This is a genomic window from uncultured Chitinophaga sp., from assembly GCF_937874145.1.
GTDB lineage: Bacteria > Bacteroidota > Bacteroidia > Chitinophagales > Chitinophagaceae > Chitinophaga.
The window spans coordinates 1-12323 of sequence record NZ_CALNBI010000105.1; the positions used below are offsets into that span (position 1 = coordinate 1).

Consider the following 12323-nt stretch of genomic DNA (forward strand, 5'->3'; position numbering starts at 1 on the left):
GTGTAGAGGCCAACTGGACGGTGATGGTGTTTACACCCGCGATGGTGCTCGCGCGCCAGGGCATCGTGCGGCAGGGGTATTCGATGAAGGTATTCAAAGCGCTTTGGATCCCGACGCTGGTTTTGGTGGCCGTGGTACGGGTGTATATGATGTGGGACTTCCTCCCGGGGGTACGCATCCGCCCCGAAATCCATCACAACCGCGAATGGACGGCCGTTGTGAAGGAGCAGGCAGCCGGCCGGCCGGTGGTGTTCCTGAACAGCTACCAGAAACCTTCGAAATACATGTTTTACCAGGGTGAATCCGCTTATAGCCTCAATACCATTAAAAACCGCCGGAGCCAGTACAATTTCTGGCCGATGGAGGAAGGTTTATGGGGGAAAAACGTGTGGTTGTCGACCGATAACGGGGATTACTTCCCTGAAAGCCAGGGGATTAAAACTTCACAGGGTACTTTCTTCGGGCGGGAAATCCAGGATTACCATTCGTACAGCCTCCTGCAATTGGTGCCGGCGCAAAGGGAGTTCCATCGTACGGCGGATCAGCGGGGCCATGGGGTGAAGTACCGGTTTGCAGTGAAGAATTATTATGACCAAAAGGATATTCCCGTGGTGGCAGATGGCCCCAGGTTGCGGTACCTGGTTTCTGCAGAAGGGATGCCGCCGGTGGTGTGGGATACGGATTTGTATTTAAAAGATTTGTTGGGGAAGGACTCGGTGGATGTCGAAATTCCGGGATCAAAGATGCCGGGACAGTATAAAATTAAGTTGGGATTGGACGTAGTTGAAGGGCATGATCCGACACATAATAGTCCAGTCTTTAAAATAGTAGATTTTTAGACTAAAAAAGCCCGGTTCGATCACTGAACCGGGCTTTTTCCTATTTATAGCGATTTTACACTATTTGAATGAGTTCCATCCCTGGGCGGTGATTTCATGCTTGTTTCCCCCGCGGGTGATGATGTGTGCGCCTTCTTCCGGGCCGGTGATGTACCCGATCACGGCAATCGCTTCATTTAGTACGATTTTATCATAATCTGCCTGTTTCATGGTGAACAGGAGCTCATAATCTTCGCCTCCGCTGAGGGCGCAGGCGGTGGGATCGAGGCCGAATTGCATGGCCATCTGGCGGGCATCGTCGTGCACGGGGATTTTATCTTCGTACAGCACGCAGCCTACTTCGCTTTGGCGGCAGATGTGGAGGATTTCGGAGCTGAGGCCGTCGCTTACGTCCATCATGGAAGTGGGGATGATCTCTTTTTCAGCGAGGAAGGCGATGATATCCTGGCGGGCTTCCGGTTTCAGCTGCCGGCCGATGATATATGTTTGATTTTCAAGGTCTGGCTGGACCTTCGGGTTTTCCAGGAAGATCTGTTTTTCGCGCTCCAGGAGGGTGAGGCCGAGGTAGGCGGCTCCGAGATCGCCGGAAACGCAAAGGAGGTCGCCTTTTTGTGCGGTAGAGCGTTTCACGAACTGGCCCGGTGTTACTTCGCCGATCGCGGTGACGCTGATAATGAATCCTTTCTGGGAAGAAGTGGTGTCTCCGCCGATGAGGTCTACATTATAGCGTTCGCAGGCTGCATATACGCCGTCGTAGAATTCGTCGAGCGCTTCCAGGGAGAAGCGGTTGGAAAAGGCGATGCTCATCGTAACCTGGGTGGGCACGGCGTTCATGGCGTAAATATCGGAAAGGTTGACAACCACTGACTTATAACCTAAATGTTTCAGCGGGGTATACATCAGGTCGAAATGGATGCCTTCGACAAGCATGTCGGTGGAAACGACGGTTTGCTTGCCGAAGTGATCGATCACGGCGCCATCGTCGCCCACGCCGAGGATAGTACCGGCATTACGGATTTCGATATTGCGGGTGAGGCGGTCGATCAGTCCGAACTCGCCAAGGTCGTTTATTTCAGTTCTTTCTTCCATGACTTATTGAATATTGTTGATCGCTTCCAGCATGCCCTGGTGAATATGGCCGTTGGTGGCGAGGATGTGTGGTTGGTAGGGGGAATAGGCGTTTCCTTTGAAATCGGTCACTTTTCCACCCGCCTCCTGGACGATGAGGTACCCGGCGGCGGAGTCCCAGGGGTTGAGATGGTGTTCCCAGAACCCGTCGAACCTTCCGCAGGCAACCCAGCAGAGGTCGATGGCGGCGGAGCCGAGCCGGCGGACGGGCAGGCCTTGCTGCACGAACGACTGGAGGGTGGCGAGTGGATTGGTATTGGAATTTTCGTATTTATAGGCAAAACCAGTTACGAGGCAGGCGTTGGCGAGGTGGGGTTTGGAGGAAACGGAGATCTTCTTGTCGTTGAGCGTTGCTCCGAAACCCTTCTGGGCGAAGAAGAGCTCGTTCATGATCGGGTTGTACACGGCTCCGAGGATCATTTCGCCGTCCTGCTCCACGCCGATGCTTACACAGCAAAGGGGGATGCCATGTGCAAAATTGACGGTGCCATCGATGGGGTCGATGATCCATTTGATGGTGGACGCGGTTTCGAGTGAACCGGCTTCTTCGCTGAGGATGAAATGGTCGGGGTAATCGCCCCGGATAACGTCTATGATGGCGGCTTCGGCCTTCTTGTCGGCTTCGGTTACCAGGTCGTTGACCGTACTTTTGTGTGAAATCGTGAAAGTACCGTTAAAATATTCCTGTAAAACTTTTGCCCCGGCTTCAGTAGCTTTGAGTAACGTAGTTTTCAACATGGCGCAAATGTACGAAGCTTAGCCAACTTCCCCCGAATTACAACGAATTAACTATTTTTGCTTTTCAAACTTAGAATCCGCAATTAATGGCCATTATTGGTAACCTGATATCCAGATCCCTACGAATAAGGAAACAGTTCACTTTTAAGCTGGGGACGCCGCGACAATACCAGATGCAGGTATTGCGCAGGTTGATGGAAAAAGCGAAGCATACGCAGTTCGGCGAGCACTACCATTTCGAGGACATGTTACATGCCCCCAACTGGGTAGCGCGCTTCCGGCAGACGGTTCCCGTGCATAACTACAACAAGATGCACGCGGAGTGGTGGCACAAGTGCCTGGAAGGCGTGGCGAATGTAAGCTGGCCTGAAAAGATCAAGTACTTCGCTTTAAGCTCGGGTACTTCCGAGTCTGCCAGCAAGCACATTCCCGTTACCCGCGACATGTTGCGTACCGTGAAGAAGGTGGGCGTGAAGCAGTTGTATTCGATGGTTAACTTCAACGTACCGCCGAAGTCGTTCACCAAGGGCATCCTCATGTTGGGGGGAACTACTTCTCTTTTCGAGAAGGGGGATTACTACGAGGGCGACATGAGCGGTATCCAGGCCAAGAACATTCCCAAATGGTTCCGCCGGTTTTACAAGCCGGGCAGCTCAATTTCCCGCAAGCCCAACTGGGAGCAGCGGATCAAGCTGATTGTGCGCAAGGCGCCGCAGTGGGATGTGGGAACGGTTTGCGGGGTGCCAGCCTGGGTGCAGATCGTGTTGGAAGAGATCATCAAGTACCATAACGTCAAGCATATCCACGAAATCTGGCCAAACCTGGCTATTTATATCCACGGCGGCGTGAGCTTCGAGCCTTACCGCGAGAGCTTCCAGCGGCTGTTGGGTAAGCCCATCACCTTTATCGAGACTTACATGGCATCGGAAGGGTCTTTCGGCTTCCAGGCGCGGCCGGGGGTGAAGGGGATAAAACTGGTGTTGAACACGGGAATTTTCTACGAGTTCATCCCTTTTAATGAGGAAAATTTCGATGCGGACGGCGAAGTAAAGCCGAATCCCAAATCCTATATGATCCACGAAGTGGTGGAAGACCAGGAATATGCCGTGATGCTGTCGACCTGCTCCGGTGCCTGGCGCTACCTCATCGGCGACGTGGTGAAGTTCACCTCCGTGAAGGAGCATGAGATCGTGATCGTGGGCCGTACCAAGCAGTTCCTGAGCCTGGCGGGCGAGCACATGAGCATCGATAACATGAACAAGGCGATCGACACCGTGCAGCGAAAACTGGGGATTACGATCCGTGAGTTTACCGTAGCGGGCTTCCAGTACGAGAATCTCTTTGCGCACCGGTGGTACATCGGAACGGACGCTACGAATGTGGATGCCGCGAAAGTGCGGGAGATCATCGACCAGACGCTGAGCGAGGTGAACGACGACTACGCCGTTGAAAGGACTTCCGCGTTGAAAGAAATCTTCGTAGAGATCATGCCTAACCAGGTTTTCCTTGATTACCTGCGTTGCAAGGGCAAAGAAGGAGCCATGAACAAGTTCCCGCGGGTGCTGAAAGGCGAGAAGCTCAAGGACTGGGAACAATTCCTCATCACCAAAGCGGGCGTGAAAGCCTAGTGTATTTTAGGGAATGACTGCCGCCATTATCGCAGGATTAGGTTTGGGCGTATTTTTATCGGTTTCTGTGGGGCCGGTGATTTTCGCCATTATCAAGTATAGCATCAGCAACGGCTGGCGTGCTGGGATAAGTTTTGCCCTGGGCGTATCCGTGAGTGATATTATGTTTGTGTTGCTGGGGAACCTGGCTTCGTCGTTTATCGGGAGCCTGGGGGAGCATACGCGGATAATCGGGATTTGCGGGGGGATTTTGCTGATCTGCATGGGGGTGTATGGGTTAATTTTCAAGAAGGTGCGGATCGTGACGGGGGATGAGCGTCCGGAGATGTTCAGGACGCGTGACTATGCGAAGATCTGGTTGGGTGGCTTTTTGATGAATACCCTGAATCCTGGTGTGATACTTTTCTGGCTAGGGGTTTGTGTGGCAAATGCGCCGTTGGATGTGACTTACCGGTTTACCATGTACACGGTTTGCCTGTTGTTCGTGCTCTCTGCGGATATCCTCAAGGTTTTCGTTTCCGATAAAATCCGTCATAAACTGACGCTCACCAATGTGCTCTGGCTGAACAGGGTGGCGGGTGTTTGTATGATCATCTTCGGGCTCGCCTTGCTGTACCAGGTGCTCCTGGGCGGAGGGGATTTCTCGCATTGACGACATTCCAACAACAATAATTTGCAATATTATTGATGTATGATGTTCTTCATTTATCCTTGAAATGTTCAGGATACTTCGCTGCATGTTCCAATGCCCGCTCCAGTTTCCGCCTGAAAAATGGATCATTGCTGCAATCAGGGAAGTAAGATTTCGGCATAATGGTGATCTTGGTTTTAGCACGCCATTTTTCCCAGTCAAAAGACTTTCCTGTATGATCGTTATTCTTTAGATTATTCATGACTTACTGATTTAGCTACTATAGAAAATGAAGTGTATTTTTTACGCGGATCAAATAATTCCTCTTGCCTTCCACGACTACCGGTTATGACGTATTTCTCATTTATAACTTGTAAATGCTGTACAAATTGCATTTGATATAATCTGCTTCGCGCTGTAGTGCTGCCTTCAACACGTATTTTACTATCAGGCCTTGCCTGTATGAAAGCATCGACGACCCTGGCTACAGTGGCAAGCACTTTAACCATATCTTTATTGTTACTCCTGACAAAGTCATCCAGACAACGTTTTTTGTCATTCCAATCTCCAAATGCAAGGTTAAAGTGATATGGTTTACGGGATACGTATCCAGGTTCATAAGGATTTTATTATTGTAATCGGGTTAACAATGTTTATTATCGCTAGGGCCGTTTTACTGAGGCTCCGGTATCGGGTGTTTTGCAAGAATATTTGGCCATACGCTCCATTGCTTGTTCATATTTACGTTTGAAAAAAGGGTCATCGTCGACGTTTGGGAAGTAGTCATCAGGCATAATCCTGTCACGCTTAGATTCTCTTTCCAGCCAAGCTTTGAGATCGAACGGAATGTTATTCCCTTTCTTTTTGTCATTCGGATTCATGTGAATTCATTTTAGTAGTTATTGATAATGTTGTGTACTTCCTGCCTGTTTGGAAATTTTCCCAATGCCCATTGGTATAGCCTTGTAGCATGTATTGCTCATTAATTTGCTGTAAGCGAGCTAAAAGCTTCATCTGGTATAATCTGGTTCTTGACGAAGTGCTACCGGCAACCTCAACATATGCGTTAGGGAATTTACCCAAAAATATACTGATGATCCTGGCTACGGAGGCGAGCACTTTATCCCTGTCATTGTTATTGCTTCGCACCATATCATTTAAGTGCGCGCTTTCTTTTTCCCGGTCTCCGAAAGCCAGATTGTAGCGGTCCTTCTCTATTCGCTGAAATTTTACCTGCTTCAAGATTATTCCTTTCGGCCCCTCACTTTCGAAAGTATGCGTTAACAAATCAGCGGATGAATATACCGGATATGAATCCAGATCCATGTTTGCCTGCGTTTATTTTGAATTCCTATTGAGCTAACATTTCAAATTTCAGGAAAGGACTTCAATGCACCTAAAAATGCATCTCGGGTTTTCGGAGATGGATATCGGAATTGAATATTGAAAGTGCGTGGAGAGATAAGGTGGGACCGCGTTTGGGGAGGATCGGAAATCCGGATATAGAAAAAGGCCGCAATGTGTGCGGCCTTGAATAATGCATTGCAGATAATACTATGCGATCGTCCAGGTTTCGTTGCCGGCCAGGAGCTTGTCCAGGCTGCCGGGTCCGCGCTTCGCATTCGCTTCCTCCAGCTGCGCCAGCATGATTTCCTCGTAGGTAGGACGGAAAATCTGATAGAACACGCCAAACGGGCGCGGCAAATGACCTTCGATCCGCGCATCGTCGAACATGCGGGTAAGAATCTGCGCCTTGCCAAAATCCTGTTCGTCGTGAATCCACAGGTCCGACGCGCTGAACTGACCGTCGTTCAAATCCACTACCACCGGCTTGTGCCCGTCCAGCCGAACCCCCAAGTTCTTCTGCGCGCCAAACACCAGCGGCTGCCCCTGCTCTACGAACAGCGTGTTGTCAGCCTTGCTGGACTTCTCGGTAAACACCTCGAAAGCACCGTCGTTGAAGATGTTGCAGTTCTGGTAAATCTCCAGGAACGAGGCCCCCTTGTGCGCATGGCTCCGCTTCAGCATCTCCTGGAGGTGCTTCGGATCACGGTCCATACTCCGGGCAATAAATGTAGCATCCGCTCCCATCGCCAGCGCCATCGGGTTGAACGGATGGTCGATACTGCCGTAAGGCGTGCTCTTGGTTACTTTATTGGTCTCGGAAGTGGGTGAATATTGTCCTTTCGTCAAACCGTAAATCTGGTTGTTGAACAACATAATGTTCACATCGAAATTACGGCGCAGCAGGTGGATGGTATGGTTGCCACCGATGGACAGCCCGTCACCGTCGCCCGTCACGATCCAGACACTCAGCTCCGGCCGCGTGGCCTTCAGGCCGGAAGCGATCGCCGTGGCACGCCCGTGGATCGAGTGCATGCCGTAAGTGTTCATGTAATACGGAAAGCGCGAAGAACACCCGATACCGGATACGATCACAATGTTCTCACGGGGGACGCCCAGTCCGGGCATAATGGTTTGCACCTGTTTTAATATGGAATAATCCCCGCAACCCGGGCACCAGCGTACTTCCTGGTCGGTTGCAAAATCTTTGGCCATTAATGGCTGCGGAGAAGCGGTAGCTGTTGACATTGTTTTGTATATATAAAGTTTGGAATGTAAAGTTACGATTTGATCAGTTCTTCCCAATATTCTGCTGCCCGGCGGGTGTGAGGGATCACGATCGTGCCGCCCACAATATTGGCCACCGCGAAAACTTCATACAGTTCCTGCGTGGTCACTCCCTGCTCATGACATTTCCCGAGGTGATATTTGATGCAGTCGTCGCAACGAAGCACCATCGACGCCACCAGGCCCAGCAACTCCTTCGTTTTCACAGATAGCGCCCCTTCTGCATAGGTATTGGTGTCCAGGTTGAAGAGCCGGTTGAGGACCAGGTTCTGTTTTCCAAGGATCACTTCATTCATCTTGCTCCGGTATGCGTCAAACTCTTCTACCAGTTGGCTCATAAGTTTATATTTATCAACGGATAGCGTTAAAGATACGAATTATCCCCCAGCCGTCCGCCCGTCAAAGATAATCATTAATCTACTAATATGGTAGGGTAATTATTCCCGGGGAAAAATACTCACTTGTAGGTATTGGCGGCCTGCGGTCAAATGGACACCTTTGCACTATGGCGCCGGGAAGCAGTTCCGGGCCCGGTAACAGGCCCCTTTTCCCGGTCCCTCAGTTAACAAAGACTAAAGACATGAGAATATAACCGCCTTACGGCGAGGATGCATACGTGCTGGCTTCATCACCTGCTACCTCCGCTAAAGATTCGTTCTGGATATGGAAATACCTTCACCGGTATTACATGGCTCCCTCTGCGGGGGCCATTTCATTCTATCCCTGTCTCATTCCGCTTTGGCATATCCCTCCGCCACGAAATCCCTGATCCCATCCACGATCTTTCCCGCCATCTCCCGCCTGAACCCCGGGTCCAGTATCCGCATCTCATCCTCCGGATTACTCAGGAATACGGTTTCCACCAGCACGTTCGGGTATTCGGTAGGGCCGTTCAGCGCAAAATTGAAACTTCCCACATTTCCGAATTCCTTCAAACCCAGCTCCAGCAACCGTTTGTAAATATGCTGGCTCAACGGCCGGAAACCGATATGCTTATAATAAGTGCTGGTGCCCTGTATCCGGATAGGGTCGGAGGAAGCATTGAGGTGGATGCTCACCAGCAGGTCGGGATCTTTGTCGCGGTACGACACCACGCGGTACCCATTATCGACATATGAGTCGTTCACGCGGGTCATGATCACCCGCGCGCCCTCGCGCTGCAGCGCCTGTTGCAGGGCCACGGCCACCGCCAGCGCCATTTCTTTCTCGTAAACGCCCGTGGGCCCCTGGGCGCCGAGGTTCCTGCCGCCATGGCCGGCGTCTACCGCAATGGTGAGGTCGCCCAGGCCCGGCTTCGACGGCGGGCGTTTCACTTTCACCGTCAGGATGTTGCCGTTATAGTAAACCGAGTGCCCCCAGTGCTGGGTGTGCTTCAGTTCTATCACCACGCGCAGGATATCGTCTTCCGCCTGCTCGTAATACACATTCTTGATCTCCTTCGCATTTTCCAGCTGCGTGATCCAGTTGGTGTTGGACGTGGCGCCGAAAATATCGATCACGATCCGCGAGGGATCGTTTTGCTGGGTGGTGCGGTAAGGAAGTTTTGACGTCAGCGCTACGGAGAGGTAATCCGCCTTTTCATCTCCCCAGACGCGCCAGGACCCGGTGAGGGAGCTGGGCGGGAAGGTGCCCGCAGGCTGAAGCTTTACGAATTCTTGGGGGATCCAGGCGGAGAGGGTTTTGGACAGCTGAACGCGGTAATCGCCATCTGCTTTTCCCGTAATATTCAGTAACACGCCCGTATCCACGCTGGCCATGCGCGCGCCGCCGAGCCGGTCGCTGCCAAGACCGTATTTGAGTATCGGATCGTCGCCGCTGGTTTTGCCTATGAGCGGCTGCGCCTGTGGGTCGCGGAGGGTGAAAACGTTCGGTGTGAAGCGTTTGACCTGCGTGCCTTCGTAATCAAGCGTAACGGGCAGCTGCCGGCCCCGGATGAGGGGATCGGCGCATTGCACGGTATATGATCCCTGGTAGATGCCGGGCATTTGCTGGGAACCGCCCACGGGGAGCTCTTGCAGCGTGAGGGCGTCGCCCAGCTTTACGGTTCCGCCGGGAATGGCTTTCACGCGGACCCGGATCACGTCGCCGGGGGCTACGGTAAGGTTACCTTCGGGAAATGTCTGGATGGTGGCGATGTTGACGGATGAAACCGGTTGCGGCGCCTGCGGGGCGTTGTAGGTAAACCAAACCGACCGGGTGCTGGAATCGCCATCCGGGCCCACGGATTTCACAAGGAATTCGTTGCCGCCTTCTTCCAGCGTTACTTCGATCGCAAATGCCCCTGTCGGATATACCTTCTGGGGCTCGGCGTTAACATAAACCTGGCACGATTTGCAGGTGGAGCCAACAAGGAACTGGCGGGCGGTACTAACACTGTTGTTCTGTTTGCCGGGCTGGGTGAGGCGCAGGAAACTTTTCTCCTGGGCCATAGCGGGCGCGGCGATGCACACTGCCAGCAGCAGGCTCCCGATTTTCCTTTCTAACATAGCGCTTGGTTATTGTCCAAAAAAACAAGGAACAAGCATTTGCCTGTTCCTTGTAAAGTTATCTATTTCAATTGTTAATGATCTGCCGCTCCTCAAAAAGTGTATTTGCCGTCACTAATAAGCTTGTCGGCAATGCGGCGGCGGGCGTCTTTGGTATTGAAGGGCGCCGATTTGGTAAAGCGTTTCAGGCCGAGGAGCATCATGCGTTGCTCGTCGCCTTCGGCGAAGCCGTTGATCGCATCCCTGCCGGATTTATGTACGCGGTCGGCCGCGTCGTTGAGATAGGTGCGCACCATATCTGACTGCAAGCTGGTGGCGGCATCTCCTTTTTGTTCGGTGAGTTTGATGAGGCGGAGCAATGCGCTTTCGCTCACGAAGGTTTCGATGGCCATGTCGGCGATGTTCATGAGGATTTCCTGTTCGGATTCCAGCTTCATCATCAGTTTCTGCGCGGCCGCGCCGGCAGTGAGGAGGATGGCCTTTTTCATATTGGCGATCACTTTCTTTTCCGCGGCGAAGGCGCTTTCGTCGTCGTTCCCGAAATCGGGGATGCTCATGAGCTCCTTCTGCACGTTCATGGCGGGCGTCATGAGGTCGATCTTGCCTTTCATGGCGCGTTTGAGGGTCATGTCGAGCGTGAGGAGGCGGTTGATTTCGTTGGTGCCTTCGAAGATGCGGTTGATGCGCGAATCGCGGTAGGCTTTGGAGATGACGTATTCGTCGCTAAAGCCGTTGCCGCCGTGGATCTGTACGCCTTCGTCCACCACGAAGTCGAGCACTTCGGAGCCGTTAACCTTGAGCATGGCGCATTCCACGGCATATTCTTCCGCCGCGCCGAGCAGCGCTTCGTTGAAGGCTTTGCCGGCGGCGAGCAGCTCGTGCTCCTGCTGGTCGATTAGCTGGGAAGTGCGGTAGAGGGCCGTTTCGCAGGCCCAGATGCGGATGGCCATTTCGGCCAGTTTATGTTTGATGGCGCCGAAGTTGGCGATGGGTTGTTTGAATTGTTCGCGGGTCTTGGCGTAGCTGATGGTAATGTCCAGGCTGCCTTTGGCGCCTCCCAGTGCGGCGGCGCACAGTTTGAGGCGGCCGATGTTGAGGATGTTGAAGGCGATGAGGTGGCCTTTGCCGATTTGCCCGAGCACGTTCTCAGCGGGGATCTCGGCGTCCTGGAAATAGATCTGCCGGGTGGAGGAGCCTTTGATGCCCATTTTATGTTCTTCGACCCCGAGGGTGAAGCCGGGCGTGCCTTTCTCCACGATAAAGGCAGTGAACTGCTCGCCGTCCACTTTCGCGAAAACGGTGAATACATCGGCGAAGCCGGAGTTGGTGATCCAGATCTTCTGGCCGTTGAGGATATAATGTTTGCCGTCGGCCGACAGTTTAGCCGTGGTTTTGGCGCTGAGGGCGTCGGAGCCGGAGTTGGGCTCCGTGAGGGCGTAGGCGCCTTTCATCTCGCCGGTAGCCAGCTTCGGGATATATTTCTGTTTTTGTGCTTCGGTGCCGAAGTAGAGGATTGGCAGCGAACCGATCCCTGTGTGGGCGGCCATCGCTACGGAAAAAGAGTGCCCCGCGCCGAGGGCTTCGTTGATCAGGGTTGCGGTAATGAAATCTTTGCCAAGCCCTCCCAGTTCTTCCGGGAAAGCCGCGCCAAGCAATCCCTGTTCGCCCGCCTTGTCCAGCAGCGAAGGCATGAGTCCTTCCTCCAGCTTGTCGAGCCGGTCCAGCACGGGCGTCACTTCACGGACGATGAATGTTTCGGCCATTTCTTTGATCATCAGCTGTTCTTCCGAAAAATCTTCAGGGATGAAAACGTCTGCAGGGGATGCGTCTTTCACCAGGAACTCCGCCCCTTTCAGGGCTGCTTTGCTATTAACCGCGGTATCCATTTTGCATGATTTTTTTAGTCTACTCGTAATTTACCGAGATTATGTCAATTGACAAATTATGATTGCGCGGCATAATGTTATAAATTCGCAATCCCGGAAACGCCCCATGGAGTTCAATCTTACATATCTCGACAGTACCTTCTCCGGTTTAAAAACCGGTGAGGGGCCGGATTTGCTGATCTGTTTTCATGGTTTCGGGGAAAGCGCATCGCATTTTCGTTGTATGGAAGCGGGGTTGGGCAATATATTCACTATCGTTGCGTTAGATATGCCCTTTCACGGGAAGACGGTCTGGAAGGAAGGCCGGCCTATGGAAAAACGGGACCTTGCGGCTTTGGTAGAAAAAATATTGGAAA

General features: G+C 52.4%; 12 protein-coding genes and 1 pseudogene. 4 read left to right on the plus strand and 9 right to left on the minus strand.

The genetic code is table 11. The features are described 5' to 3' along the window. Positions 1–839, plus strand: an 839-nt coding sequence (locus Q0510_RS04770) for a hypothetical protein (protein ID WP_298708747.1), incomplete at its 5' end; no start/stop codon positions are given. A gap of 60 nt (positions 840–899) precedes the next feature. Here Q0510_RS04770 and thiL read toward each other — a convergent pair. Further along, positions 900–1928 (minus strand): thiamine-phosphate kinase, encoded by a 1029-nt coding sequence (gene thiL, locus Q0510_RS04775; protein WP_298708749.1) that lies wholly within the window; start codon positions 1926–1928, stop codon positions 900–902. A gap of 3 nt (positions 1929–1931) precedes the next feature. Beyond that, complete coding sequence (locus Q0510_RS04780; RefSeq protein WP_298708751.1) at positions 1932–2705, minus strand: inositol monophosphatase family protein; 774 nt, start codon at positions 2703–2705, stop codon at positions 1932–1934. 86 nt (positions 2706–2791) lie between these two features. On the opposite strand from Q0510_RS04780, the gene Q0510_RS04785 reads away from it, so the two are divergent. Then, entirely contained in the window at positions 2792–4333 is a 1542-nt protein-coding gene (locus Q0510_RS04785; RefSeq protein WP_298708753.1) for a GH3 auxin-responsive promoter family protein, read from the plus strand. Positions 4334–4346: 13 nt separating this feature from the next. Next, positions 4347–4985, plus strand: a complete 639-nt coding sequence (locus Q0510_RS04790; protein WP_298708755.1) for a LysE family transporter — start codon at positions 4347–4349, stop codon at positions 4983–4985. A gap of 49 nt (positions 4986–5034) precedes the next feature. Here the strand turns inward: Q0510_RS04790 and Q0510_RS04795 are convergent, their stop codons facing one another. The 7 genes from Q0510_RS04795 to Q0510_RS04825 form a co-directional block, all read right to left on the minus strand. Continuing rightward, entirely contained in the window at positions 5035–5226 is a 192-nt protein-coding gene (locus tag Q0510_RS04795) for a hypothetical protein (RefSeq protein ID WP_298708757.1), read from the minus strand. Between the two features lie 400 nt (positions 5227–5626). Beyond that, positions 5627–5845 carry a hypothetical protein gene (locus Q0510_RS04800; protein ID WP_298708759.1) on the minus strand — a complete coding sequence of 73 codons (219 nt, stop codon included), beginning with the start codon at positions 5843–5845 and terminating at the stop codon, positions 5627–5629. Further along, complete coding sequence (locus Q0510_RS04805; RefSeq protein ID WP_298708761.1) at positions 5832–6290, minus strand: hypothetical protein; 459 nt, start codon at positions 6288–6290, stop codon at positions 5832–5834. The genes Q0510_RS04800 and Q0510_RS04805 overlap by 14 nt, the downstream gene beginning before the upstream one ends. A 228-nt stretch (positions 6291–6518) precedes the next feature. Continuing rightward, a complete protein-coding gene (locus tag Q0510_RS04810) occupies positions 6519–7556 on the minus strand; it encodes a 2-oxoacid:ferredoxin oxidoreductase subunit beta (RefSeq protein WP_298708763.1) in 1038 nt (345 codons plus the stop codon). Positions 7557–7588: 32 nt separating this feature from the next. Then, positions 7589–7933, minus strand: a complete 345-nt coding sequence (locus Q0510_RS04815; RefSeq protein ID WP_298708765.1) for a carboxymuconolactone decarboxylase family protein — start codon at positions 7931–7933, stop codon at positions 7589–7591. A gap of 390 nt (positions 7934–8323) precedes the next feature. Beyond that, on the minus strand, positions 8324–10081 hold the full coding sequence (locus Q0510_RS04820) for an N-acetylmuramoyl-L-alanine amidase (RefSeq protein ID WP_298708766.1): 1758 nt from the start codon (positions 10079–10081) through the stop codon (positions 8324–8326). Between the two features lie 92 nt (positions 10082–10173). Further along, positions 10174–11967: an acyl-CoA dehydrogenase family protein gene (locus Q0510_RS04825; RefSeq protein ID WP_298708767.1), complete on the minus strand. Its 1794-nt coding sequence runs from the start codon at positions 11965–11967 to the stop codon at positions 10174–10176. A 106-nt stretch (positions 11968–12073) separates the two neighbouring features. Here Q0510_RS04825 and Q0510_RS04830 point away from each other — a divergent pair. Further along, positions 12074–12323, plus strand: a pseudogene (locus Q0510_RS04830) (hypothetical protein); the annotation flags it as partial.